19 protein-coding genes are annotated in these 25,453 nt (G+C 68.8%); 10 read left to right on the plus strand and 9 right to left on the minus strand.

The features are described 5' to 3' along the window. From EMA17_RS32855 to EMA17_RS32875, 5 genes are all read left to right on the plus strand, one after another. Complete coding sequence (locus EMA17_RS32855; protein ID WP_126640811.1) at positions 1-756, plus strand: cytochrome c biogenesis CcdA family protein; 756 nt, start codon at positions 1-3, stop codon at positions 754-756. Continuing rightward, positions 756-2,480, plus strand: a complete 1,725-nt coding sequence (gene resB / locus EMA17_RS32860; RefSeq protein WP_126640812.1) for a cytochrome c biogenesis protein ResB — start codon at positions 756-758, stop codon at positions 2,478-2,480. The genes EMA17_RS32855 and resB overlap by 1 nt, the downstream gene beginning before the upstream one ends. Before the next feature lie 44 nt (positions 2,481-2,524). Further along, positions 2,525-3,544, plus strand: a complete 1,020-nt coding sequence (ccsB, locus tag EMA17_RS32865) for a c-type cytochrome biogenesis protein CcsB (RefSeq protein WP_126640898.1) — start codon at positions 2,525-2,527, stop codon at positions 3,542-3,544. Between the two features lie 138 nt (positions 3,545-3,682). Further along, on the plus strand, positions 3,683-4,567 hold the full coding sequence (locus tag EMA17_RS32870) for an SAM-dependent methyltransferase (RefSeq protein ID WP_126640813.1): 885 nt from the start codon (positions 3,683-3,685) through the stop codon (positions 4,565-4,567). Positions 4,568-4,662: 95 nt separating this feature from the next. Beyond that, the gene (locus EMA17_RS32875) at positions 4,663-5,286 is read left to right on the plus strand and encodes a rhomboid family intramembrane serine protease (RefSeq protein ID WP_126640814.1); all 624 of its coding nucleotides are present in this window, start codon (positions 4,663-4,665) and stop codon (positions 5,284-5,286) included. Between the two features lie 116 nt (positions 5,287-5,402). On the opposite strand, the gene EMA17_RS32880 is transcribed toward EMA17_RS32875, so the two are convergent. Next, positions 5,403-7,220 carry an N-acyl-D-amino-acid deacylase family protein gene (locus tag EMA17_RS32880; RefSeq protein WP_126640815.1) on the minus strand — a complete coding sequence of 606 codons (1,818 nt, stop codon included), beginning with the start codon at positions 7,218-7,220 and terminating at the stop codon, positions 5,403-5,405. Between the two features lie 105 nt (positions 7,221-7,325). Here EMA17_RS32880 and EMA17_RS32885 point away from each other — a divergent pair, with 105 nt between their 5' ends. After that, a complete protein-coding gene (locus EMA17_RS32885) occupies positions 7,326-8,228 on the plus strand; it encodes an IclR family transcriptional regulator (protein WP_126640816.1) in 903 nt (300 codons plus the stop codon). 53 nt (positions 8,229-8,281) lie between these two features. On the opposite strand, the gene EMA17_RS32890 is transcribed toward EMA17_RS32885, so the two are convergent. The 3 genes from EMA17_RS32890 to EMA17_RS32900 all read right to left on the minus strand — a co-directional run bounded on the left by EMA17_RS32890 (position 8,282) and on the right by EMA17_RS32900 (position 12,576). Next, the gene (locus tag EMA17_RS32890; protein WP_126640817.1) at positions 8,282-8,713 is read right to left on the minus strand and encodes a PLD nuclease N-terminal domain-containing protein; all 432 of its coding nucleotides are present in this window, start codon (positions 8,711-8,713) and stop codon (positions 8,282-8,284) included. A gap of 91 nt (positions 8,714-8,804) precedes the next feature. After that, entirely contained in the window at positions 8,805-10,454 is a 1,650-nt protein-coding gene (locus EMA17_RS32895; RefSeq protein ID WP_126640818.1) for a DUF4139 domain-containing protein, read from the minus strand. A 1-nt stretch (position 10,455) separates the two neighbouring features. Next, entirely contained in the window at positions 10,456-12,576 is a 2,121-nt protein-coding gene (locus tag EMA17_RS32900; protein ID WP_126640819.1) for a DUF4139 domain-containing protein, read from the minus strand. Positions 12,577-12,680: 104 nt separating this feature from the next. Between EMA17_RS32900 and EMA17_RS32905 the strand changes: the two genes are divergently transcribed. Further along, a complete protein-coding gene (locus EMA17_RS32905; RefSeq protein WP_126640820.1) occupies positions 12,681-14,132 on the plus strand; it encodes a menaquinone biosynthesis decarboxylase in 1,452 nt (483 codons plus the stop codon). Beyond that, positions 14,111-15,043: a menaquinone biosynthesis prenyltransferase MqnP gene (mqnP, locus tag EMA17_RS32910; RefSeq protein WP_126640821.1), complete on the plus strand. Its 933-nt coding sequence runs from the start codon at positions 14,111-14,113 to the stop codon at positions 15,041-15,043. The genes EMA17_RS32905 and mqnP overlap by 22 nt, the downstream gene beginning before the upstream one ends. 153 nt (positions 15,044-15,196) lie before the next feature. Here mqnP and pglX read toward each other — a convergent pair whose 3' ends face one another. Then, on the minus strand, positions 15,197-18,823 hold the full coding sequence (pglX, locus tag EMA17_RS32915) for a BREX-2 system adenine-specific DNA-methyltransferase PglX (protein ID WP_126640822.1): 3,627 nt from the start codon (positions 18,821-18,823) through the stop codon (positions 15,197-15,199). A gap of 207 nt (positions 18,824-19,030) precedes the next feature. Here pglX and EMA17_RS32920 point away from each other — a divergent pair, with 207 nt between their 5' ends. After that, complete coding sequence (locus EMA17_RS32920) at positions 19,031-20,446, plus strand: AAA family ATPase (RefSeq protein WP_126640823.1); 1,416 nt, start codon at positions 19,031-19,033, stop codon at positions 20,444-20,446. Continuing rightward, on the plus strand, positions 20,443-21,081 hold the full coding sequence (locus tag EMA17_RS32925) for a DUF4276 family protein (protein ID WP_126640824.1): 639 nt from the start codon (positions 20,443-20,445) through the stop codon (positions 21,079-21,081). Before EMA17_RS32920 ends, EMA17_RS32925 begins: the two co-directional genes overlap by 4 nt. A 151-nt stretch (positions 21,082-21,232) precedes the next feature. On the opposite strand, the gene EMA17_RS32930 is transcribed toward EMA17_RS32925, so the two are convergent. The 4 genes from EMA17_RS32930 to EMA17_RS32945 are packed head-to-tail and all read right to left on the minus strand — an operon-like array spanning position 21,233 to position 25,452. After that, positions 21,233-22,336 (minus strand): ferritin-like domain-containing protein, encoded by a 1,104-nt coding sequence (locus tag EMA17_RS32930; RefSeq protein ID WP_174861468.1) that lies wholly within the window; start codon positions 22,334-22,336, stop codon positions 21,233-21,235. A 40-nt stretch (positions 22,337-22,376) separates the two neighbouring features. Beyond that, positions 22,377-23,597 (minus strand): acyl-CoA dehydrogenase family protein, encoded by a 1,221-nt coding sequence (locus tag EMA17_RS32935; RefSeq protein ID WP_126640825.1) that lies wholly within the window; start codon positions 23,595-23,597, stop codon positions 22,377-22,379. 15 nt (positions 23,598-23,612) lie between these two features. After that, complete coding sequence (locus EMA17_RS32940) at positions 23,613-24,719, minus strand: methyltransferase (RefSeq protein WP_160161644.1); 1,107 nt, start codon at positions 24,717-24,719, stop codon at positions 23,613-23,615. Positions 24,720-24,723: 4 nt separating this feature from the next. Continuing rightward, entirely contained in the window at positions 24,724-25,452 is a 729-nt protein-coding gene (locus EMA17_RS32945) for a hypothetical protein (protein ID WP_126640827.1), read from the minus strand. Between the last annotated feature and the right edge of the window lies 1 nt (position 25,453).

Genomic DNA, 25,453 nt, shown 5'->3' on the forward strand with positions numbered 1-25,453 from the left:
GTGCTGGTCGCAGCCGAGGGGATCAACAACACGGTCTATACGGGGTCGCTCGTCGCGGCCCTGCCGATCGCCCTGCTCGCGGGGTTGATCTCGTTCTTCTCGCCGTGTGTGCTCCCGCTGGTGCCCGGCTACCTCAGCTACGTCACCGGCATCTCCGGCGCCGATCTGAAGGACGCCCGGCGCGGTCGGCTCTTCCTCGGCGCGCTGCTGTTCGTCCTCGGCTTCACCGCCGTCTTCGTCTCCACCGGCGCCGCCTTCGGCTACTTCGGCCAGACCCTGGCCGAACACCAGGCGACGCTCACCAAGATCTTCGGCGCGGTCACCATCGTGCTCGGCCTGTCCTTCATGGGCGTACTGCCCGGGCTCCAGCGCGAATTCCGCGTGCACCAGCGGCCGGCCGTCGGGCTGGTCGGGGCACCGCTCCTGGGCATCGTGTTCGGCCTGGGCTGGACGCCGTGCATCGGTCCGACCCTGTCGGCCGTACTCACCCTGTCCACGAGTGAGGCGAGTGCCAATCGGGGAGCGCTGCTCACGGTCGCGTACTGCATCGGCCTCGGCGTTCCGTTCCTGCTCACCGCGGTCGCGTTCCGTAAGGCACTCGGGGCGTTCGGGTGGGTCAAGAAGCACTACGTCTGGGTGATGCGCCTGGGCGGCGGCATGCTCGTGCTGCTCGGTGTGCTCATGCTCAGCGGGGCGTGGGACCACATGATGCGCGAGATGCAGTCGTGGGCCCGGCAATACACGATCGGATTCTGATGAGCATCGAGACCCACCCCGACGACGTCGCACGGCCCGGACCCGGAGCCGGCGACGATCCCGAGCGGGTCGCGGCGACCGAGGCGCGAGCCGGCGCCGGGATGTCCACGGCGCCCGCGCAGGACGACGGCGACGAGGAGATCCGCCAACCGCAGTTGGGCGTGGTCGGCTGGCTGCGCTGGCTCTGGCGGCAGCTGACCTCGATGCGCGTCGCGCTGATCCTGCTGTTCCTGCTGTCGATCGCGGCGACGCCGCCGACGCTGATCCCCCAGCGGCCGGTCAGCCCGATCAAGGTCGGCCAGTATTTCCGCGACCACCCCACCCGCGCGAAGATCATGGACAAGTTCCAGCTCTTCGACGTGTTCTCGTCGTGGTGGTTCGCCTCGATCTACATCCTGCTGTTCGTCTCGCTCCTGGGCTGCATCGTGCCGCGCTGCTGGGCGCACGCGAAGACGCTGCGGGCCAAGCCCCCGGAGGCGCCGCGCAACCTCGCCCGGCTGCCCGCGTACGCCCGGTGGGAGACCTCGGCGGACCCCGACGCGGTGCTGGCCGCGGCGCGCGCCACGCTGAAGAAGCGGCGCTTTCGGCTCAACCCGGGCAGCGACACGATCGCGGCGGAGAAGGGCTACGCGCGCGAGACCGGCAACCTGCTCTTCCACATCGCGCTGTTCGGCATCCTGGTCGCGTTCGCCCTGGGCAGCCTGTACAGCGTCAAGGGCGGCAAGATCGTGGTCGAGGGCGGCAGCTTCGCCAACGTACTCACCCAGTACGACGACCGCCAGTTCGGCGCGCTGGTCGACGAGGACAACCTGGAGCCGTTCGGATTCCGGCTGAAATCGGTCGACCAGACCTTCCAGCCGACCGGCGCCAAGCGCGGCGAACCGCGCTCGTTCACCGCGCACATCGAGTCCTGGTACGGACACGAGGGCAAGGACAAGTCGGGCACGATCCGGGTCAACCACCCGCTCGAGGTGGGCGACACCAAGGTCTTCATGATCGCCACGGGCTATGCGCCCGAGGTGACCGTGCGCGACGCCAAGGGCAAGATCGCCTACAAGGGTCCGACCGTGTTCCTGCCGCAGGACGGCAATCGCACCTCGACCGGCGTGATCAAGGTCCCGGACGTCAGCGCCGGCCTCAAGCAGCTCGGCTTCGACGCGCAGTTCCTGCCCAGCGCGCCGGTGGACCAGGACGGCAGGATGCTCGTGGACCCCAGGCGCGGTCCGATCTCGGTCTTCCCCTCGCTGCTCAACCCCCGGTTGCTGATCAGCGGCTACGAGGGCGACCTGGGCATGGACTCGGGCGTGCCGCAGAACATCTACGCGCTCAAGGCGAACAAGATGTCGAAGTTCATGAACGGCGCCGACGTGTGGCGTGCGGAACTCAAGGTCGGCGAGACCAGGGATCTGCCCAACGGCGCCGGCACGATCACCTTCGACGGCGTCAAGACCTGGGCCAACTTCCAGGTCGCGAGCGAGCCCGGCAAGGGGCTCGCGCTGATCAGCACGATCGCCGCGATCGTGGGTCTCGTATTGTCACTGTTCGTTCGCCGCCGCCGGATGTGGGTGCGCGCGGCAGAGGGCCCCGACGGCCACACGGTCGTCGAGGTCGGCGGGCTCGCCCGCACCGAGGGTGGGGGCCTCGGCGATGAGGTACAGGAGTTCGTGGACGCGTTGCGCGAGGCCGCGCCGGCGAACTCTCCCGGCATCAAGGTCAAGGAGTGAGCGTGGGCGTCAACGAGAACCTCGCCCAATTCAGCAATGTGCTGATGTATTCGGCGATCGCCGTCTACCTGATGGCGTTCTTCGCCTATTGCATGGAATGGGCCTTCGGCAGCAGCGGGACGGTGGCCAAACGCTCCGCAGACCTGACCGTCGAGGTCCTGGAACCGGCCGCCGCCGCGGCTACGGGCGGCGGGGTCGCGCTGGCCGAGCGGCCGGTGGTCGTGCTGCGCGACGGCACGGAAGCCGGCGCCGGCGACGCGGACGAGGGCAACGTGGCGGGCGGCAGCGAACGTGCCGACCGCATCGGCCGGGTCGCGGTCTCGCTGACCGTACTGGCCTTCCTGCTGCACGCGGGGTCCGTGCTGACGCGCGGCATCTCGGTGGAGCGGGCGCCGTGGGGCAACATGTACGAGTTCTCCACGTCGGTCGCGCTGATGGTGGTCGCCGCCTTCCTGGCGCTGCTGTGGAAGTACCCGGTGCGCTGGCTGGGCCTGTTCGTCACGCTGCCGGTGCTCACCACGCTCGGCGTGGCGGTGACGGTGCTCTACACCGACTCCGAGCAGCTGGTCCCGGCGCTCGACTCGTACTGGCTGTGGATCCACGTCGCGTCCGCGATCGTGTCGTTCGGCGCCTTCCACATCGGCGCGCTCGCCTCGATCCTGTTCCTGTTCAAGCAGCGCTACGAGCGCCGGCAGGCCGACCCGACCGACACCAAGCGGGGTCGCTTCGACGACCAACTGGCCCGCCTGCCCAGCGCGTCGTCGCTGGACAAGACCGCCTACCGGGTCAACGCGATCATCTTCCCGCTGTGGACGTTCGCGATCGTGTGCGGCGCGATCTGGGCGGAGAACGCGTGGGGCCGCTACTGGGGCTGGGACCCCAAGGAGGTCTGGTCCTTCATCACGTGGGTGGCCTACGCGGCCTACCTGCACGCGCGCGCCACGGCCGGCTGGAAGGGCTCGAAGGCGGCGGTGGTCTCGCTGGTGGCCTTCTCGTGCTTCCTGTTCAACTACTACGGGGTCAACATCTTCGTGAACGGGCTGCACTCGTACGCGGGCGTGTGATTCGCGCATTCCCTGACGGGTCCGCCCCGTCGCCCCGGTCGGGGCGACGGGGCGGACCCGTCTCGGCGTTCGCCGCACCTGTGGAACTGGCCGATTTCATCGGTGTCCGGGTGGTCACACAGCGCTATGGTGGCGACCATGGCCGTGGACGAATACTCGGAAAGCACCCAAGCCGCTCCCACTCCCGAAGAAGTCGGCGCCTCCTACGACGAGTTCGGCGACCTGTACGGACTGATCCTCGGCGACGCCGCCATCCACGTCGGCATGTGGGTGACGCCGGGCGCACGGACTCGCGCCGCCGGATTCACCGACCTGGCCAACCTCGCCATGGATCGGCAGACCGACCACTACATCGCCGCCCTGGACCTCGGGCCGGACGATCACCTGCTCGACATCGGCTGCGGTACCGGCGGCCCGGCCGTGCGGGCCGCGCGCGCGACGGGGGCCCGGGTCACCGGCATCACCGTCAGCGGATCCCAGGTGGAACTGTGCCGGGCGCGCGCCGAGGAGGCGGGACTCGCCGACCGGGTGGACTTCGCCCTCGCCGACGCGATGGACCTCGGCAAGGAGTACGAGGACGAGTCGTACGACGCCGCCTGGGCCATCGACTCGTTCGCCCACATGGAGAATCGCCTCGCCGTGCTGCGGCAGGCGTGGCGCGTACTGCGTCCCGGCGGACGACTGTTGTTCACCGAGTTCACCAAACGCGGCGAGCCGACCCCGGAACACCTGGCCGTATGGCGCGCGGTGTGGACGTCCCCACCGCCCCAAACACCCGCCACCCTGCTCGAACGGGTCACCACCGAGGCCGGATTCCACCTCGAACGCCTCGAGAACCACACCGACAGCTTCGTGGTCACCGGCGATCTGATGGACATCTTCTACCGCGAGCACCACGAGCGGATCCTGGCCCGATACGGCGCGGAGACGACCGCGAGCATGGACGCGGCGATGCCGAAGCTCCGCGAGTTGATCAACGAACACATGGGCTACTTCGTCTTCGTGGTCCGCAAGCCGAACTGACGCGGGCGTCGGCCCGCATACCACCGCACACGACGCGCGCGTGCCTCCTATCCTGGCCCGGTGGCGGTGTCACCCACCGCCGGGGAGGGTGGAGCATGTCATCCCGCATATCCATATCGGGAGTTCGCGACGCGGTCCTGATCACCGGCGTGCTGATCGGCGCCGTGTGGGCCGTCCAGTTCGTCAACTACACGACCGACGACTCGTTGGTGACACACGGAGTGACACCGCGGCGGGCGGACGAACTGCCCGACATCCTCACCGCGCCGTTCCTGCACTTCGGGACCGGGCACATCGTGTCCAATACGTTTCCGCTGATGCTGCTCGGCTTCCTGGCCGCGCTGCGCGGGGTCGCCCGGTTCCTGCTCGTACTTCTCACCATCACCGTCGTCGGCGGCTTCGGAGTGTGGCTCACCGCGCCCTCGGGGTCGAACACGGCGGGCGCGAGCATCCTGGTCTTCGGCCTGTTCGGGTATCTGATCGTGCGCGGCTTCGCCGATCGGCGGGTGCTCGACGTGCTGATCGGTTTCGCGGTAGTGGCCCTGTACGGCAGCTCGTTCGCGATCGGACTCCTCCCGCTCGCGGAGGGCGTGTCCTGGCAGGGCCACCTGTTCGGCCTGATCGGCGGAGTGGTCGCGGCGGTGGCCCTGCGCCGCCGACGGCACGACGCACGCCGCGACGCGCCGGGGCTCGCGCCCGCCGGGCCGCCGATCGTCTGACCGGCAGCCGCGGTGTCCGGCGGATTCGCCGTCGGGAGTCGGTGGGCGACGACGGTGCGGGTGGGTGATCCGCACCGTCGTTCCCGTGTTTCACACGGTGGCCCGCCCGGTCTGGGTCAGCGGGCGCTGCGGATCAGGCGGCCCGGGCGGGCTCCGGTGTCCTCGCCGTTGCGGCGGGTCACCTCGCCGGCGACGATCGTGGCGATGTAGCCCGTGGCCTCCTGGAGCATGCGGCCGCCGCCGGCCGGGAGGTCGTGGACCATGCGGGGGCGGTGCAGGGTGAGGGTGTCCGGGTCGATCACGTTCAGGTCGGCGCGTTTGCCCTCGGCGATCACGCCCCGGTCGGTCAGGCCGTACAGCGCGGCGGTGTCCATCGTCTGCTTGCGGATCAGGAACTCCAGCGGCAGCCGCTCGCCGCGCGTGCGGTCCCGGGCCCAGTGGGTGAGCAGGAACGTGGGCTGGGACGCGTCGCAGATCATCGAGCAGTGCGCGCCGCCGTCGGCCAGGCCGAACACGCTCGCCGGGTGGGTCAGCATCTCCCGGATCGCCTCGTGGTCGCCGTCGGAGTAGTTGAACATCGGCACCATCAGCGTGGTCCGCGCGTCGTCGGCCAGTTGCAGGTCGTACAGCGTCGCCAACGGCTCCTCGCCGCGGGCCCGCGCGATCGCGACCACGGTCCGGTCCGGCAGCGGCTCGTAGTCCGGGACCGGGTCCATCGGATACATCCGGTCGAGCATGTACTGCATCGCCAGATTGACCGAGTCGCCGGGGATGTTCGGGTCGCTGGGCAGGTCCGTCTCGGCCAGGATCGCCGCCTTGACCTCGGGCCGGGCCAACTCGGCCGCGAACGCCGCGTCGTCCAGTTCGCCCGCCAGGCGCCGGTCGTCCAGTGCCCGGAAGGTCGGTCGTTTGCTGAACGCGTTGCGGGTGCCGAACCCGGTCAGCATCCCGAACGGGCGCCCCGCGATCTGCGGATGCAGTCGCGCGCCCGCCTCGTTCGCCGCCTGCGACTCGGCCATCAGCTCACGCCACAACCCCGGCGCCGCGTTCACCTGGAGCAGCGCGAACGACACCGGCATGCCGATCTCGGCGGCGAGTCGGCGCATCCAGGCCACCTCGGAGGCGGGCTTGACGATGTCCTCGCCGGACGAGCCGGTCGGCGCCAGTTCGAACACGGCCCGCCCGCCCGCGGCCATCGCCCGGCCCAGGCCGAAGAGTTCGTCCTCCGTGGCGAAGGTGCCCGGCACCGGCTCGCCGCCCATCGCCTTGTGCGCGACGGTGCGCGAGGTGGAGAAGCCCAGCGCGCCGGCCTCGATCGCCTCGGTGACGATCGCCGCCATCGCCGCGATGTCCTCGGCCGTGGCCGGCTCGTTGCGCGCGCCCCGCTCGCCCATCGCGTACGCCCGGACCGCGCCGTGCGCGATCTGGACGCCGATGTCGGCGGCGAACGTGCGCCGCTCCAGCACGTCCAGGTATTCGGGGAAGGTCTCCCAGCCCCACGTCATGCCCTCGGCCAGCGCGGTGCCGGGGATGTCCTCGACGCCCTCCATCAACCGGATCAGCCAGTCCTCGCGCCCCGGCCGGACCGGGGCGAAGCCGACCCCGCAGTTCCCGGAGACCACCGTGGTCACCCCGTGCGAGGTGGACGGGTCGAGCACCTCGTCCCAGGTGGCCTGGCCGTCGTAGTGGGTGTGGATGTCCACGAAGCCCGGCGTGACCAGCCGGCCGGCCGCGTCGATCGTCTCGGTCGCGGTGCCGTCCAGGGCCGGATCGGGGCCGTCGTGCCGACGCACCGCGACGATCAGTCCGTCCCGGATCCCGATGTCGCCGGCGAACCGATCCGCGCCGGTGCCGTCGACGATCGTGGCGTTGACGATCCTGAGGTCGTAGACGGGGGTCCCGACGTCGTGCGCAGGAGTTTCGAGGTCGTTCACAGCAGCCTCCCCGGTAAGGTGGCCAGACCGTACGGCTGCGCATTGTGCGAGTCAAGATGCGCACTATGCGAAAAGATCACCGGATGAATCCGGTATGGTCCCGCCATGGCCCCACGCCCCTCGCCACAGACCGACCGACTCGTCTCGCTGATCGACGCGATCGCCGAACGGCCCACCGAGGGGCTGACCCTGTCCGAGATCGCCCGGCACCTCGCGGTGACCCCCGCGACCTGCCATCCGATGCTGGCGAGCCTGACCTCGCTGGGCTGGCTGATCCGCCACCCCACCCGGCGCACCTACCGGCTCGGCCCGGCCCTGGTCACGGTCGGGCGCGCCGCCGCGCGCGGGCTGGGCGTGCTCGACGTGGCCCGGCCGGTGATGCGCCGACTGCGCGACGAGACCGGGCTGACCTGCTTCGCGATGACCCCCGGGGAGCGGCACGTGGCCATCGCGGAGGTGGTGCGCGCGCCGGGCGCGGAGCCGCACCGGCCGCACATCGGCGCCCAGGCCCCGATCACTCCGCCGCTGGGCATCGGCTACGTGCCCTGGGCCGACGAGCAGACGGTCCGCCGCTGGCTGGACGAGGCCGACGGGCCCACCGCGCGGGCCCGGATGGAGCACGCCATCGACAACGCGCGGCGCGGCGGGTTCGCGATCGAGCTGGTCACCGACGTGGACACCCGGCTGGGCGAGACGCTGGGCGAATTGGACGAGCACCTGGAGGGTCTGGACACGCTGGGCGCGGGCGCGGCGGCGGCCCGGCTGCGCACTCTGCTCGAGGAGATCGCGGCCGAGATCGGCGGCTCCGACGGCGGACAGATCGACGAGTTGGAGGCCGACCGGGACTACCGGGTGGGCACGATCAGCGCGCCGGTGCACGCCCCGGACGGCGACCTCGTGCTGATCCTGAGCCTGCGCGGCTTCGCGCCGCGCACCGACGGCCGCACCCTGGAACAGACCGGCCGACTGCTCGCGAAAGCGGCGGCCGAGGTGGCCGCCGCGCTGTGAAAACGCGAGCGCCGACCGAGATCACGGTCGGCGCTCGCGTGACACGGCGCGGGTCAGTCCTTGTCCTTCGCGCGCCCTTCCGGGTTGTCCTGGTCGGGGCTGCGCAGGTCGTCCTCGCGGTGCTTGAGGTCTTCCTCCCAGCGCCGCAACATCTCGTCCTCGTCGGTGCCGGGCTTGGGCGCCTCGGCCGGCTTGTCGTCCTTGGCCAGGGACGCCAGGAACTCGGGGTTGTCGTCGGGGGCCAACTGCCCGCCGCGACCGCGACCACCGAAGACCGACCCGCCGCCGACGTGCTCCCGCTTGGGCCGCCCGGCGACGAACCAGCCGATCGGCCCCAGGAACGGGACCGGGAAGGAGACCAGCAGAATCAGCACCCACATCACCTTGGAGAGGTTGCGGACCTGCTTCTCGTCGGTGGTCAGGCAGTCGATGAAGGCGTAGACGAGCACGCCGAGGGCCAGCAGGATTGGCAGGACCCTGAGCATGAATCGGTCTCCCTGACTGGTACTCGGAACTCTGTACTGAGGTGTGTCTCCCGTCCAGCGTAAACGGTCGGCTTCATGAACACCGGATCGCTCACAACCCGGTGACCCTGCCCGACGCGTGCAACTCGTACACCAGCGTCAACCGCCGCCGCTCGCCGGCCGCCGGCGCCACGTCCCAGCGCACGATCCCCTGGTCGTCGACCGAGTCCGGGGCCGGCTCCGACAGGTCGCGGCGCACCTTGACCTCGACCGCCGACACCTCCGACACCGGCACCCGCTCGCGCAGCACCACCGTCCCGGGCGCCTCGGCCCCCGGCGCCGCGATGTGCGAGACGAAGACGGTCACGGTACGGGTGATCACCGTGCGCCCGGTGAGCGCCGCCGTGGTGCGCGACTCGGTGACCTCGCGGACCACCCGGAAGTCGTCCTCGCTTCCGAACGGCAACCGCACCTCCTCGCCCGGTGCGGCGAAGTCGAGCTGCCCGCGTCCGACGTAGCCGCTGCCGCGGACCAGCTCCACCGGACCCGCGAGCAGCACGTGCCCCGCGTCGTTGGCGAACCGCACGACCTGGCTCACGTACTCCGACAACTCCGGCGCGCACGCGGCCTCGGGCGTGCAGTCGGCGGAGAAGGTGGTCAGCCGGACCCGATGCGGCCGGCCGTCGCCGGGCACCTCCACCGGCCCGGGCGCGGCCAGCACCCGGACCTCGCCGCCGTCGTCCACGCCGGGCAGCTCGGCGGCGCCCGAGGAGCCGGCCGCGACCTTGCCGACCGCGGCGATGTCCTCCTCGCGCAGGTCCACCTCGACCTGCTTCTTCTCCTCCTGGGTGCGCTCGCGCAGGGTGAGCCGGTCCTCGACCAGGCTCGGCGGTCGCGCGGCCAGGGTCGGCCGCGCGGTGGACAGGGACAGCGCGACCCCGGACCAGTCCTCGCCGGTGCGCTGCCAGACCATGGCGTCGCACTCCAGCTCGATCGAGCGACGGTCGGGAGCCAGCGTCGCGCGATAGGCGGGTCGCCACAGCGCGCAGGGCACCAGGTGCGTCACGCGCAGCTCGGCCGAGCCCGCCCGGTCCGCGTCGATCACCACCTCGACGGTCGCGGTCAGCTCCTCCGGCGCCCGCTCGGCGAGGTCGAGGGCCGCCCCCGCGTCGCGCGACCGGCGGGCCAGCGCGCTCTTCTCCTCGGTCAGCGCGTGCAGGTCGGCGAACCGCTGCTCGGCCTCGGCGGACAGCCGGTCGAGTTCGCCGGCCCAGCGCTGCGGATCGGTGGTCCCGTAGCCGGTGTGCTCGACGATCTCCCGGCGCAACTCGTGCTCGGCCTGCGTGATCAGCGCGAGTCGGCCGCGCAACCGCTCCTCACGCCGCGACAGTTCGACCTCCTGCGTACGCAACTCGTGCACGAGTCGGCGCAGTTCGGAGGCGTCCGGGCCCGGGCCGTTCGCGGGCTCGGGGGTGTACGCGCGCAGCACCCGCGCGTCGATCGCGGTCGCGGTGCCGTCGTCGGCGACCACCTCGGCGCGCAGCGACCGGTCCACCGCGAGGGGGGTCACCGGACCGATCAGGACCCGCTGCACTCCCTCGGTCAGGCCGATCCGGCCGGACCGGGTCACCTGGGCCCGGTCCTCCAGGCAGGTCACCACCGTGATCGGCAACGCCTCCGGCTTGGGATCGGCCGGCGTGCCCTGCGTGCGTGTCGGCCGAACCGTCGGTTGCGTCGTCGGCCGAGCCGTCGGTTGCGTCATCTCAAACCCTCCTGTTGCCGCCGACCACGGCCTTCGCCGCCGGGATCCGGATCTCGTAGCCGCCGGTCAGGTTCCCGCGCTCGCCCGGGGCGAGTTCGACGTGCCACACACGCGCGCCCGCGACGTGTCGCCCGTCGCGCAGCTCGGTGTCCTCGACCCAGCGCGGCGCGCCGTCGTGCTCCTCGATCCGCACGTCCTTGTCGTCGGTGACCGGGACCCGCTCCAGGATGTCGAGCCGGATCGGCCGGGCGAGGTGGTTGACCGCCTCCACCTCGATGCGGTGGTCGAGTACGACGGTGCCGCCGCGCAGGCCCGCGGTCGACTCGCGCATGTGCGCGTTGCGCGAGACCTGCACGCTCTCCACCACGCCCACCCCGACCCGCTCGCGCGCACCCGGCGCCAGCGTCGGCAGCGGCACGGTCATCAGGAACTCGCCCGCCACCGACACGTCGGCCGGCCCCGCGAGCAGCGCGTGCGGGGAGGCGTTGGCGAGCACGACGGTGCCGAACACCGCGTCGTCCAGGGCGGGTACACAGACGAACTCGGGGTCGAGGCCGATCTCGATCTCGCACACCGGGATGGTGTGCCACGCGCCGTCCGCCGCCACCTCGGCCGGGGCCGCGGCGTCGAAGCGGTAGTCGTACGACCCGGCCGCGTCGCGCGGCGCGAGCGCGTGCTCCGGCAGCGTGAGCCGGGTGACCTCGTCGGCGCGCCGGCGGTACTCCGCCGCCACGCCGCCCGGTCCGGACGCCGCGGCGCGCAACCGGCCCCTGGCCTGCGGTTCGTCGTCGGCGCCGCGCAGTTCGAGCGCGGCGTAGTCGAGCAGGTCGGCGCCCGGCTCGGTCGGGGCCGGCGGGGCCTCGTCGGCGTCGACGAAGCGCGCCTCGACCTCGGCCGCGGGGGCGAAGCCGGTGTCCTGGAACGCGGCGAAGCCGGCCCCCCCGTACGCGTCGCCCTCCGCCGCGTCGGCCGAGGCGCCGCGGCGGAAGCGGCTGCGCGTGGCGGAGCGGGCGGCGGCGGGCGGCGGCGGGCCGCCGTAGCCGCCGGGTGCCGCCGGCGCGGCCAGGGGCGCCGGGGCCGGGGTCACCGGGGCGGGCGGCGGCGCGGCCCGGTACAGGATCGGGTCCTCGTCCTCCATCGACGCGCCCGGCGCGCCCGCCACCGCCGCGGGTTCGCCGTACGCCGGCCGCGCCCGCCCGGCCCGGCTCACGTCGTACGCCGCGAACAGGTCGGCCAGCCCGGTCGGCGGCTCGCGCCACCCCGCGTGCGCGGGCGCGCTCTGCCGCCGGCCCAGCCGCAGCGACTTCAACTCGGGCAGGTCGGCGCCGCGGGCCAGGTCGGCGGTGGACAGGCCGAGCCGGACGTCGGACCAGTCCTCGCCGGTGCGCTGCGCGACACAGGCCCGCATCACCAGCGTGCCGCCGGTCATCGCCTCGTCCAGGCGCAGTTGGTACATCGGCGCCCAGCGCGCGCCGGGCACGTGGTACTCCACCGCGAGTTCGACCGGGCCGGTCCCGCCGGTGTGCTCCAGGGTGACCACGGCGGTCCCGGACGCCCGGGCCCGCTCGGTACGCGCGGCGCCGGACCCGGCGTTCAGCCGGAAGCGGTACACCTCCACGTCGCGGGTCGCCTCGCGGATCTCCGCGTCGCAGGCGGTGATCCGCTCGTGCAGCACCGCCGACCGCTCGTCCGCGAACGCGGCCAACTCGAGCAGCGCGGACACCGGCGCGGTGCGCGGCGGGTCACCGCGGCGCACGGGCGGCGACACCGGCTCCAGGCCGGCGATCCGGCCCAGTTCGGCGTCGAGGCGGGCCCGTCGCTCGCGCAGCGCCCGCAGCCGCGACTCGGCGGCCTCCAGGTCCCGGAGCACGTCCGGCAGATCCGCGTCGTCGACCACCTCGACGTCGACCACGGGCCGCACGTCGGTGACCCGTACTCCCGCGCCGCCCGAGACCACGCGTGCCCGCAGTCGGTCGCCGTACGCGGTCAACGGGAAGCCGGTCACCCGCACCCGTACCGGCCCGGACGCCTCCGCCGGCAGGTCCACCTCGCAATTTCGTACGCATACCGCCCCGACGGCGTGAACGACCACCGAACGCAATTCCGAAGCGACCGTGAGCATGTACCCCTCCCTGCCCGTCCCTGCCCGGCACGAAGGGACCAACGTAGCCCGAGCGGACGGGTGCGCGTGCGGGTCCGGCGAGTCCGTATCGGATACTGGCACGCATGGCATACGGGACCTTGCGCGCTTTCCTGAAGGCACTGGAGAAGCGCGGTGACCTCAAGCGCGTGCGCGCCGAGGTCGATCCACATCTCGAGGTCGGCGAGATCACCGATCGGGTGAACAAGGCCAAGGGTCCGGCACTGCTCTTCGAGAACGTCAAGGGCAGTTCGATGCCGCTGGCGATGAACGTCTACGGCACCGACGAGCGCATGCTGGCGGCGCTCGGGCTGAAGAGCTACGACGAGCTGTCGGAAAAGATCGGCGGGCTGCTGAAGCCCGAACTGCCGCAGGGTTTCGGCGGGATCCGCGAGGCGTTCGGCAAGCTCGGCGCGGTCGCGCACATCCCGCCGAAGAAGATCAAGGACGCGCCGTGCCAGCAGGTGGTGTACAAGGGCGACGAGGTCGACCTGGACACCATCCCGGCGCTGTTCACCTGGCCCGAGGACGGCGGTTCGTTCTACAACCTGGGCCTGACCCACACCAGGGACCCCGACACCGGCGTGCGCAACCTGGGGCTGTACCGGCTCCAGCGGCACGACAAGCGCACCATCGGGATGCACTGGCAGATCCACAAGGACAGCCGCAACCACTACCAGGTGGCCGCCAAGCGCGGTGAGCGGCTGCCGGTGGCGATCGCGTTCGGGTGTCCGCCGGCGGTGACGTACGCGTCCACCGCGCCGCTGCCCGGGGACATCGACGAATACCTGTTCGCCGGCTTCATCGGCGGCAAGCGCATCGAGATGGTCGACTGCGTGAGCGTGCCGCTCCAGGTCCCGGCCGAGGCCGAGGTGGTCCTCGAAGGCTGGTTGACCCCGGGCGAGATGTTGCCCGAGGGTCCGTTCGGCGACCACACCGGCTTCTACACGCCGCAGGAGCCGTTCCCGGCACTGACCATCGACTGTGTGACGACGCGCGACAAGCCCCTGCTCCAATCGATCGTGGTGGGCCGGCCGCCGACCGAGGACGGGCCGCTGGGCAAGGCGACCGAGCGCTTCTTCCTGCCGCTGCTCAAGATCATCGTGCCGGACATCGTGGACTACGACCTGCCCGAGGCGGGCGGCTTCCACAACTGCGCGATCGTCTCGATCGACAAGAAGTACCCCAAGCACGCGCAGAAGGTGATGAGCGCCATCTGGGGCGCGCACATGATGTCGCTGACCAAGCTGATCGTGGTGGTGGACGCCGACTGCGACGTGCACGACTACCACGAGGTCGCGTGGCGGGCGTTCGGCAATACCGACTACGCGCGCGACCTGATGCTGGTCGAGGGGCCCGTGGACCACCTCGACCACGCGTCCTACCAACAGTTCTGGGGCGGCAAGGCGGGGATCGACGCGACCCGCAAGCTGCCCGAGGAGGGCTACACCCGCGACGGCGGCTGGCCGGAGATGGTCGTTTCGGATCCGGAGACCGCCGCCAAGGTGACCCGCCGATGGAAGGAATACGGGCTGTGACGTCCGCCGCTCTACCCGCTCCCGGAGCACCGTCGGAGGTCGGCCGGGTCAAGGCGTTCCTGCGTCTGGTGCTGATCGAGCACTCGGTGTTCGCGTTGCCGTTCGCCTACATCGCGGCCTTCACCGCGATGTACGAGACCGACGAACGCCTGCACTACTGGGAGCTGTTCCTGGTCACCGTGGCGATGGTCGGGCTGCGCACGTTCGCGATGGCCTGCAACCGGATCATCGACCGGGAGATCGACGCGCGCAATCCGCGCACCGCCACGCGGGAGTTGGTCACCGGCGCGGTCTCGGTACGCACCGCGTGGATCGGCGCGCTGGTCGCGCTGTTCTTCTACCTGGTGGCCGCCGCGCTGCTGAACCCGCTGTGCCTGGCGCTCGCGCCGGTGGCGGTGATCCCGATGGTGATCTACCCGTACGGCAAACGTTTCACCAACGTCCCGCACGCGATCCTGGGCATCGCGCAGGCGATCGGCCCGATCGGCGCGTGGTTGGCGATCACCGGCTCGTGGTCGTGGGAGGCGGTGGTCCTGGGCCTGGCCGTGGGCACCTGGATCGGCGGCTTCGACCTGATCTTCGGCTGCCAGGACGTCGCCGCCGACCGCGCGCACGGCGTCAAGAGCGTGCCGGCCAAGTGGGGCATCGCCGCCGCGCTGAACGCCTCCAAGTTCAGCCACGTGGTGACCACGCTGCTGTTCGTCTGGTTCGGCGCCCTCACCGGCGCGGGCTTCTTCTGGTGGCTGGGCCTGCTGATCGTGACGGCGGCCTTCGTCTACGAACACAGCCTGCTCAAGCCGAACGACCTGAGCAAACTCAACCGGGCCTTCTTCACCACGAACGGCTTCATCGGCATCGCGTTGTTCGTCTGCGCCCTCCTGGACCTCGGCGTCCGCGGCCTGCGCCCGTAGCCCGCCAGTGCTCTGACCGCGAAGGTTGACCCGATCCAGCCGAGGAGGTGCCGAGTAGTCACGTCCGACCGGTTGCCTGCGGCAGGTGATGCCACCTTCGGCGATCATGGGTCCGGCAACCGGCCCCGCCAAGATCCGCCGGACAGGGCCTCGCTAGATGCGTCCGCGCGCCCTTTTGGCAGGGCGCCAGGCTGCTAGATCGTCTGCGGACAGCCCCAGATGTGCGCTTTGTTCATCGAGGAAATGTTGTAGGTGTGTGGCAGCGGCGCCTGAATACCACTGATGGACCCAGGGCATCAGTTCGCGAAGTCCCGCGAGTAGCGGTGTAAGCCGAAGGGATGGCTGGATGTGGGTCTTGACCAGGTCGGCCAGCGCTTCTGCCTGATCCAGGTGGTTCCAGCCGCCCCAGCCCAAGAGTAGGGAGTCGGCGGAATCTGCCGGGCCTGCGTCCGGATACGAGATGAAGCGCTCCCTGGCGACATCGAGATTGCCTCGCAGCCTCCAGTAGGACGGTCTGAGGTAGTCAATGCCGGTGTACTTGGGCGGGATCGGAATCCCGAGTGGCTGTCCGGTGTCATCCTCCTTGCGCTGTAGATCCCAGATCTGTTCCCACTGGGCACGCTTGCGCAGCCCGGATTCCCGATAGCGAAGGACGGCCAGGTACGGCACATGCTCGGCGGCGATGACATCGGCCAGCACGCGGGACAGTGGTGCGTCGGGCTCATCCAGCCAGTCCGTCGCGTACCTGGAAGCGATCGCCCGTAGGCGATCGTCTCGGTGGAGAAGATCGGCCAGTTGATCGATCGTCAGAATCCGGGGCCTTCGGTTCTTGTCTTCACGAAACCAATGGCGTTGATCCGAGCATCGATCGAGCAGCCACGAGCGAATGGCCTCCTGCTCCTTGTGCTCCCAGGATTTCGATGACCAGCGACGCTTGTATTCGGGGCGCTCGATGAGCGCAATGTCGCGGTGGGTGGCGATGGCGTCCATTCGAGCCTGGACGATGGCTCGATACTTCGAAGGCCAGCGGGCGGGAATCTCGGTGACAGGAGCCGCCCCGTGCTGTTTGAACCATGCATGATCCGCCTCACCGGCCGCGACTGCGCGGGCCAGGACGATCTCGAAGGCACGTTCGCCGAGCCGGACCTCGGGCACTCTTGCATCGGGGCCCTGGGTGGTCCGGGCAACCTCGTCAGGGCCAAGGAGTCCATAGGAGCCATAGGTCGACCAGTCCAACTCCTCTTGGAGCGCGATCATCTGCTCGCGGAGTCGGGCGTGGACTGCTCGAGAGCTGTCCCGCGTTGCCAAGGTCGGGAAATCCTCCGCTGTGTACAGGTTTTTCGGCTCATTTCGGCTGACCTGTTGTGCCAGCGCGTGGAGGGAACGGCCCAGTTCCGAGGGAAGTTCGTCCGGTAGCGGACACCGCTGGAGAGTGCGCCCGGTGAAGTGGTACCTCTTCGACCAATCTCCTTGGCGAATGGAGCCCGTGACGGGTCCGGTGCCTTTGTCAGGGCTGACTTGCTTCAGCCAAAAGCACACCGTGGACGAGTTGAGCACGCCAAGTAGCGCAAGATGGTCCATGGATGTCGAACGGTCGGGCAGAACGATGACGGGCGCGGACTGGAGAAAAGCGGTTTCGCCATGTTCCAAAGCGACGTGGTTGTGCGTTGCCACGGCCGCGTAGGTCAGCGTCGGCGCGGCGGGGTGGCGCGACGCCACCCATCGTGCCCAGGACCACCAGGGCCGGCCACTCCTGGATGGACCGGAACCCCCGAAACCGGCCCCGGCTTTCAAGGCTTGGCGCAAGGGCCACAACAAGCGACCCCATGACGATTCGGGCTCGAACGGGAGTGGCGAATTGTCGGCGGCATAGGGAACGAGAGCGGCTGCGTCGTCACCCACCGACCAATCGCGGACGTCGTGGCCAGCAACGAGACGCCGCCTCAGCTGTGCGGCGTCGGGATGCATCCTGAACCACGCGGCGCCGAGGATGAAGGCGCCGTCCGGCCCGGGAGAGCTTGCAGCGCCGATTGGCTGATCAAGAACGTCACCGAGTCGTCGCGCCGAGCGTTCGAGAGCCGCCTGCAACTCGGATTCGCCGCCGCCGGCCAGATTCCAGGGAAAGGTCGCGAACGTGGATCGTTCCACGTCCCTGACACTGAGCCATACCGACTCCGCGCCTGGCTGATCCACATGCTCGACAAGACTTTGCCAGACCAGGCCACGCGCCGGTTCGGCAGGCGCAAAGGGTTCTCGCTGAATGCCGAGAACTGCTCGGACATTGCCTCGCGGTGCGGGCGTGCGCTGCCGTCCGATAAGGATGACCGTCGGCGTTCCATACCCCGGAATATATGCTCCCGAGCTGTCGATGACATGCGTCAGGTCGACGGTGCGCAAAAAGTCTTCGATGAGTGATCTGCCGAATTCCCGCCGAGTGAAAGAGCTCGGCATGAGAATCCCGATGAAGCCGCTTCTGCTTTGTGGATTCGATGCTTGCACAGCGAGATCGAATGCGCGACGCAGAAAATATGAAGACAAGGGCTGAATAGCCGTTGAGACCGGAGGGGCAGACCGGCGGCGATATTGAACCTCCATGTCCTTCTCGATAATGAATGGAGGATTCGTCACAACCACGTGATAAGATCCTTTGGCCAACAGGTCGCCTGAAGCGAAGAATTCATGGACCTCCTCGAAGGAGTCCGTGAATTCCTCGACGCCCTCTGTGAAGAGGGTGTCGGTTGCCGTTGCGACCCGACTGTATGACAGGCTGTCCGCGACGGCCACCGTCGGCCGGAAATCCGGTATATGTTCGAGGCGCTGCCGGCCCATTTCCCGAAGAGCGGTGATCAGCAATCGAAATCGCGCAATATTGACGGCGAATGGAACGCGATCGCAACCGTGTACCGAATCGAGCGCTCGCTGCACGAGGACCTGATCCGGCGCTTTCGGCTCCCTTGTTCGCCACGCGTTCAGAAGTCGCCGGAACATCCCGATCAGGAAGGATCCAGATCCGCAGGCAGGATCAATACAGCGCAATCCTCTCATGGGTTCCGAGAATCCGTCGGTACGAGGGAATTGGATCGTCGGTTCGAGTCCGAATTCCGCCAGGGCGGGTTGCAGGGTCAAATCGAGGATGAATTCCACGATGAAATCCGGTGTCCGGAGCAATCCATGTGTTCTGCGCGCTTGATCGCTGAGATCCTCGTAAACATCCCCCAGGAAGTCGGTGTCCAAGTCGGCGTCGGTAAAATCGAAACGGATTCGACCATCGGCGTTTTTCTGGCGCCAGAAATTCACCAATTCTGTCGCTGCCTCGAAGGAGGGTGACAACTGCCACAGAGGATTATGTGTTCTGCTGAAGATCTCCTCGAGTGTCCTATGGGACCGGGCCAGCCGCTCGAAGGCTGCGATCAACCAGTCACGGTCGCTGTCTCCCGGGTGACGACGCAGGAACTCTTCGTGCCGTTGCTCGGCAACCGCCAGTCGGTTTCCGGGTCCGGCCAGGAACGGTAGGTCGACGAGACCGTTGTCCTCGCAAAATCGTACGTACACCGCGCCCAGTACCCAGGCTGCAGCGATCTGGGTGACCCGCTCGTCTCGCCAGGCTGCGTAGGTGGCAGCGGTCCGACCGGTCAGGCGCGCCCGCTCGTACTCTCGCCGCGACGCCTTGCGGAACCGGTCCACGCCGCCACTACGCTGCCGTAGGTCGTTTTCGAGGGTGGAAGTCAGCCGGCGAAGTGCCCTTGGCAGGTCACGTCCTTCGGGGGCGGCCTTTGCCATCCCCGCTCCGCCGGTTGAGGACACGGTGACGCCCCTTCTCGTAGGCCGTTGGTCGATCCCGGTCACGACTCGCGATCGCAACGATCCCATCCTGTCAGCTCGACAGCTGCATCAAGGCGCAGCCGCACTATGCTGTTCGTGCCCATCGAGCACACCCGTACACCGATGGGACATGTCTGTCGAACCCTCCACGGAGCAAGAGAGCGAATGCTGACGAGACTCGAAGTCCGTGGGTTCAAGAACCTCTTGGACCTGATGGTCGAGTTTGGCCCGTTCACCTGTATCGCCGGGGAGAATGGCACCGGAAAGTCGAACGTATTCGACGCCATTCAATTTCTCAGCCTGCTTGCTGATCGCTCCATGATCGAAGCCGCTCAAGAGGTTCGCGATACGCACGGTGAACGTCACGGAGACGCTCGTGACCTGTTCTGGAACGGTTACGCCGACGGGGAACATCGCATGTCCTTCGCGGCAGAGATGATCGTTCCGCAGGAAGTGGAGGACGATTTCGGTCGGTCGGCGGAGCCGAGTTCGACCTTCCTGCGTTACGAATTGGAGCTCGGCTACCAGCCGCCGCGGGGGGCTGAGAAGGTCGGACGGCTGACGCTCTGGCGTGAGGATTTGAGCCCGATCAGGCCACGTGACGCAGGTGACCACCTTCGCTTTGCGCACAACGCCAAGGCCTTCCGCAGCACAGTCGTTCTCAGCCGTCGCCGGGCCGCACCCTACATCTCCACAACCTCAGATGAGGGCGAACCCATCGTGCGTATCCACCAGGATGCACGTCGCAGTCAGCCGCGTCCCGCACCAGCGTTGCGTGCTCCGACGACGATGCTCTCCACAATCAATCGCAGTGACGATCCGACAATCCTTGCCGCGCGGCGCGAGATGCAGTCGTGGCGCAGGCTTGCACTGGAACCGTCCGCCCTGCGCACCTCTGATCGCTACGCGGACGATTCCTACCTCGGATCCGACGGATTGCACCTGCCTGCCACGCTGCATCGGATTGCCAGACAGAAGTCGCCGGAGGACCTTGCTCAGGTCTACTCCAAAGTGGCCGGTCGACTGTCGGACCTTTCCGGATTGCAGGTGCGAACCCTGGACGTAGACGACGACGATAAGCGTGAGCTGTGGACGATTCGACTCCACGAGATCAACGGCATGAACCTGTCGGCTCGGAGTCTTTCGGAGGGCACTCTGCGATTTCTCGCGCTGTGTGTTCTCCTCGAGGATCCGCAGGTTCTCGGCCTCATCTGCATGGAGGAGCCGGAGAATGGTATCCATCCGGGCAACCTGAATGCCATGGTGGAGCTGGTTCGAGATCTCGCCGTCGATCCGGAGGAGGTTCCGGGCCCGGGAAATCCGTTTCGCCAAGTGCTGATCAACACACATTCACCCGGAGTCGTCCAACTCGTCGATGAAGCCGATCTGCTGTTCGCAGACACGGCACCCTTGGCGAACAATTACGGGGAACCCGTGCGACGTGGTCTTCGGTTGCGACCCTTGGCAGGCACCTGGCGAGCCAGTGGAGTAGGCAAGGGTTATCTGACGAGGACGGATATCCTTCCATACTTGACGACGCCGCCCGGGGCCCGGCTGACCCTCGACACGGAGACAGCATGACTCTCCGGGTTCTCTACATCTGCGAGGGCTCCAGTGACACGGGCTTGAAACTCCACATCGAAGAGATTGCGGCTGAGGCCGGTTATGAGCTCCTCGTGACGGTTCCGAACTTTGACAGGTTGCGGGAATCTACGGGTAGGGCCGTGGCGGACAAGCTGCGGGTCGCCCGCAGGCTTGACGACGCTCATTACGACATCGCCCTCATCCATCGGGACGCAGACAACGTACAGCCGCTACACCGCTGCCAGGAGATCAGCGCTGCAGTCACACAGGAGTGGCCTGGGCTGGCACACGTTCCGATTATCCCCGTGCGGATGCTGGAAGCGTGGTTGCTAGTCGATGAAACGGCTATCCGTGAAGTGTCGGGAAATCCGAACGGACGGGCAGTCTTGAATCTACCCAAGCCTGCAAAGGTGGAGACCGAGTCGGACCCCAAACAACGGCTCAAGGATGCCATTGCCACCGCGAGTGGAGTGAAGGGGCGTGAACTGAAGAAGCTGCAGGCCCGTTTCCCTCAGAACCGACGCCGATTGCTGCAAATGCTCGACCGCAAAGGGCCTATCCGCAGGCTGACATCATGGCAGGCTTTTGTTGCGGATCTGCAACGCGCCTTGGAAAAGGCATCCTCGAAATGAACCCGATGAGGGGCTGGACCTCGAAGGCCCTGATCTTTTCGATTTCCGATGACGGCAATCAGAGTGTGTCGATTGTTCGACCCGGTTTATTCTCTGCGGAGTGTTTCAGGAGGCATGCCGCGCTCTGACCATCCTACCGGCGCGCGTGCCGCTACTCCGACCCCGCTTCCATCGCCGCGTCCACCTCCGCCTTGCGGGCGGCCAGTTCGGTGGCGGCGCGGTCCGCGTCGTATCGGTCGGCGATCTCCTCGTCCTGGCGCATCAGGGCCAGGAGGTCGGACTTGGCGTGGTCCAGGACGCCCATGGACTCGTAGGCGGAGCGCACGCCGTCGCCCCACAGGCCGATGTCGCGGACCACCGGCACGATGCGGCTGAACAGGTGCGAGCGGTAGAGGTGGAACATCTCCGACGACTCGACGCACTCCATGCACTCGTCGACCGGCATGTCGAGGGTCTCGAACACCTCGCGGCCGGTGAAGCGGTCGCGCATCAGCAGGCTGCCCTCGATCACGAACTCCTCGCGCTCGGCCCGCTCGCGGTCGGTCAGTTCGCGGTAGTAGTCCTTGAGCGCGAGGCGGCCGAACGCCACGTGCCGGGCCTCGTCCTGCATCACGTAGGCGAGGAGGTGCTTGACCAGCGGCGCGGTGGCCAGGTCCCGGTACAGGCCGAAGGCCGCGAGCGCGAGGCCCTCGATCAGTACCTGCATGCCGAGGTAGGGCAGGTCCCAGCGGCTGTCCTCCAGCGACTCGGCCAGCAGCTTGGCCAGGTCCTGGTTGACCGGGTAGTACATGCCGATCTTCTCGTGCACGAAGCGGCCGAACAGCTCCACGTGCCGCGCCTCGTCCATGGTCTGCGTCGCGGCGTAGAACTTGGAGTCCATGTCCGGCACCGACTGCACGATCCGCGCGGAGACGGTCAGCGCCCCCTGCTCGCCGTGCAGGAACTGGCTGAACAGCCAGGAGCCCTGGTGTCGGTCGACCTCGTCGCGCTCGCGCTGCGACAGCCGGCTCCACAGGTCGGAGCCGTGCAGCGGGTTGAACTCGTCGGGCAGGCCGGCCACGTTGATCGGGTCGATCTCCAGGTCCCAGTCGATCCGGTCCCGGGCGTCCCACTGCTTGTCCTTGCCCTTCTGGTACAGCGCGAGCAGCCGCTCCCGACCCCCGTCGTATTCCCAGGAGAAGCGGGCGGACCCGGCCATCGGCACGTTCCAGGTGTCGGCGGACACCGGGGTGGAGTAGAGCGGGAACGACGTCACGGCAGTCCCTTCGTGGTCGGATCGGTGGTCGGGTCCACGGTCAGATCAACCCCTCGGCCGCCAGGGGGTTCCTGGTCAGGGCCCGCTCGACGCCCAGCCACATCGCGCCCGCCATCTCCATGATCTTGGGCTGGCCCATCAGGTGCTGGCTGATCGTGGTGAGGTCGCGCAGCCGGCGCTCGATCGGGCAACCACGGTAGATCGAGGCACTGCCGACCACGTCGGACAACACGCCGGCGGCGTCGCGGCAGGTCCGGATGGTGTGCATGTAGCCGCCGACCAGGGCCGCCCGCAGCCGCAACGACGGTTCGGTGCCCTGCTCCAGCGCCGACCACAACTCGCCCAGCACGTCGTAGAGGTGGCTGCGCGCCGCGCCGACCATGGCGTGTGCCTGGGCGATGCCGGTCCGGACCCGGGGGTCCTCCCGGGCCGGGCGCATCTCGGGCACCGCGATCTTGTCCGCCAGCAGGTCCTCGGCCGCCTCGAGCGCCGCCCGGGCGATGCCGAGCGGCACCCCGGGGAGGTTGGCGAAGAACATGCCGGGCCAGGCGTACAGGACTCCCTCACGGCGGCGTTCGCGCAGGTCGCGGAAGCGGAAGGTCTGCTCGGCCGGGACGAAGACGTCGTCGATCCGGTAGTCGTGACTGCCGCTGCCCGCCAGGCCGGTGGTGTACCAGGTGTCCAGGATCTCGAACTGCTCGGCGCGCAGCAGGGCGACCCGGGTCTCGGGCCGGCCGTCGTCGGTGTGCGCGGGGGCACCGTCCTCGAACACGATCGCGCCGCCGATGATCACGTCGGCGTGGGTGCAACCGCTGCCGAACTGCCAGCGGCCGGTCAGGCGATAGCCGCCGTCGACGCGGTGGAGCCGACCGGCCGGCACGATCCAGCCCGCGGTGATCGTGTCCAGGTCGGGGTACAGCTTGCGGCCCACGGCGTCGTCCAGCGCGGAGCTGTAGTAGCCGCCGTCCGAGCCGATCATGGCGCACCACCCGGCGGCTCCGTCGGCCGCGGACAACTCCTCCACGATCCGGGTCTGGGTGCGGATGTCCACCTCGGGCCCGCCCCACGCCCGGGGCATCGGCATGCGGAACACCCCGGTCGAGCGCAGCGCGTCGACGGCCCGCGGGGTGAGCCGGCGACCACGCTCGTTCGCGTCGGCCTCCTCGCGCAGCACCGGGGCCACCGCCCGGGCGTTGGCCAGGATCGTGGCGCCGTCGACGGATCCGCCGTCGAGGCCGGTCGGGTCGGTCGTGCGGGACATGATCGATACCCCTTCTCAGGCCGGCGTTGCCTCGATCACCCGGAAGTCGAAGCGGGGGAGTGCGGTGACCCGGGTCGTCGCGAAGCCCGTCGTGTGCAACAGGCGCCGAAACTCCTCCTCGGTACGCTCGCGGCCGCCGGTGGCGACCAGCATGTGCAGGTCCAGCAGGAGCGCGGTGGCCTGCGACCGGCTGCCGGCGGTGACCGTCCCGGGCAGCGCGCGCTCCAGCAGGAACACCCGGCCCGCCGGGGGGATCACCGCGCGGATGTTGCGCAGGATGGCGCCGGCTTCCTTGTCGTCCCAGTCGTGCAGGATCTGCTTGAGCAGATAGGCGTCGCAGCCCGGGGGCACCGCGGCGAAGAAGTCCCCGCTCACCACCCGTGCCCGGGCCGACACCCCGGCGGCGGCGAGCGTGTCGGCGGTGCCGGCCAGACCGGTGGGCACGTCGAACACCACACCCTCGACCTCGGGATGGGCCCGCAACACGTGCGCGACGAGGGTGCCGTCGCCGCCGCCGAGATCGACCACGGTACGAAACCGCCCGAGGTCGGCTGCGGCGATCGCCTCGGGCGCCACGTCGCGGGTGTGTTCGGCCATGGCCAGGTTGAACGTCTCCGCGGCCTCGGGGTGGGCCGCGTAGTACTCGGTCCACCCCATGCCGTGGGCCAGCTCCCACGGCGGCTCGCCGGTACGCACGCCGGGCACCAACTCGCCCCAGCTCCGCCAGACTTCGGGGCCGCACATCATCCGCATCAGCCCACGGATCGAGTCCGGCGTGTCGGTGCGCAGCGGCTGCCCGAGCTCGGCCAGCTCGAAGCGGTCCGCGCCGACCGGGGTCAGCACCCCCAGCCCGGCCAGGGCCAGCAACAGGCGGTGCAGGGACGGGCCGTGCGCGCCGAGGCGTTCGGCCAACTCGGCGCTGCTCCGCGGCCCCCCGGCGAGCAGGTCGGGGATGCCCAACTCGGCCGCCGCGTGCACCGCCTTGCCGGCCAGCACCTGCACGATCATCGCGGTGAGCCGGGCCGAGGGCGGCGGTTTCCGCCCACCTCCGCGCGGCTCGTGCCCCGCCGCGTCCTCGGACGTCGCACCCTGCGGGCCCTCGGGTCCGGCCGCGGCGCGCACGGCGTCAGCCTCCGAGCGCATCGGTCGGGCACAACGTCGATTCGGCCACGTCGGCGGCGATTCTCTTCATGGTGACCTTCCGATGGAAATAGTGGTAGCTCCGGGAGACCGCGTAATCGACGTGTTCTTTCCGGTCGGTCATGAAGTAGGTCACGTAGTCGCAGATGGTCTCGTCGCCCAGGAGATGCAGGGGCGCGTGACGTACCGGAATCGTCCCGAAGTCCACGAACATGGGCAGGATTTCGTGCCGAATGAGCCCGGCGACGTAGTCGAAGCCCTTGGCGTGCGAAAGCAGCGCACAGTTGCGCATGATGATGCCGAGCAGGAGGTCGCCCTTGAAGGACTGTTCGATCGCGACATTGTTGACCTCGATGATTTGCCGGCCCGCGGCGCCCGGTATCACCTCGTGGTAGATCGATTCTGGCGCGGCCGGGGTCAACCTGAAGATGGCCGCCATGCGGCCGTCGAAGGTGACCTTGTAACAACTCGAAGCCACTTCGGGCAGGAATTTATCGCGATAGATGCCGAGCGGCTTGAGCGCCTTTTCCAGAAAGTCGCGGTATTCTTCGCGTTCCTGGGTCTCGGTGATCATGCAGGTCTGGTATTTCCGCACCTCGGCCAGGACGGATTCGTCTTTCGGCGCGGCCGTGAACGCCACCGGTGAGGTCGCCATCGCGTGGTCGGTCGGAATGCCGTCGTCCTCGGTCCGCGGCTCGTCCCGTATGCTCCTCATC

The sequence above is a fragment of the Embleya hyalina genome (assembly GCF_003967355.1).
In the GTDB taxonomy this organism is placed as follows: Bacteria; Actinomycetota; Actinomycetes; order Streptomycetales; family Streptomycetaceae; genus Embleya; species Embleya hyalina.

Coding starts and splice junctions, on each gene's coding strand:
- resB (WP_126640812.1), top strand. CDS start 756: ATGAGCATCGAGACCCACCCCGACGACGTCGCACGGCCCGGACCCGGA.
- ccsB (WP_126640898.1), top strand. CDS start 2,525: ATGTATTCGGCGATCGCCGTCTACCTGATGGCGTTCTTCGCCTATTGC.
- EMA17_RS32870 (WP_126640813.1), top strand. CDS start 3,683: ATGGCCGTGGACGAATACTCGGAAAGCACCCAAGCCGCTCCCACTCCC.
- EMA17_RS32875 (WP_126640814.1), top strand. CDS start 4,663: ATGTCATCCCGCATATCCATATCGGGAGTTCGCGACGCGGTCCTGATC.
- EMA17_RS32885 (WP_126640816.1), top strand. CDS start 7,326: ATGGCCCCACGCCCCTCGCCACAGACCGACCGACTCGTCTCGCTGATC.
- EMA17_RS32890 (WP_126640817.1), bottom strand. CDS start 8,713: ATGCTCAGGGTCCTGCCAATCCTGCTGGCCCTCGGCGTGCTCGTCTAC.
- EMA17_RS32895 (WP_126640818.1), bottom strand. CDS start 10,454: ATGACGCAACCGACGGCTCGGCCGACGACGCAACCGACGGTTCGGCCG.
- EMA17_RS32900 (WP_126640819.1), bottom strand. CDS start 12,576: ATGCTCACGGTCGCTTCGGAATTGCGTTCGGTGGTCGTTCACGCCGTC.
- EMA17_RS32905 (WP_126640820.1), top strand. CDS start 12,681: ATGGCATACGGGACCTTGCGCGCTTTCCTGAAGGCACTGGAGAAGCGC.
- mqnP (WP_126640821.1), top strand. CDS start 14,111: ATGGAAGGAATACGGGCTGTGACGTCCGCCGCTCTACCCGCTCCCGGA.
- pglX (WP_126640822.1), bottom strand. CDS start 18,823: ATGGCAAAGGCCGCCCCCGAAGGACGTGACCTGCCAAGGGCACTTCGC.
- EMA17_RS32920 (WP_126640823.1), top strand. CDS start 19,031: ATGCTGACGAGACTCGAAGTCCGTGGGTTCAAGAACCTCTTGGACCTG.
- EMA17_RS32925 (WP_126640824.1), top strand. CDS start 20,443: ATGACTCTCCGGGTTCTCTACATCTGCGAGGGCTCCAGTGACACGGGC.
- EMA17_RS32935 (WP_126640825.1), bottom strand. CDS start 23,597: ATGTCCCGCACGACCGACCCGACCGGCCTCGACGGCGGATCCGTCGAC.
- EMA17_RS32945 (WP_126640827.1), bottom strand. CDS start 25,452: ATGAGGAGCATACGGGACGAGCCGCGGACCGAGGACGACGGCATTCCG.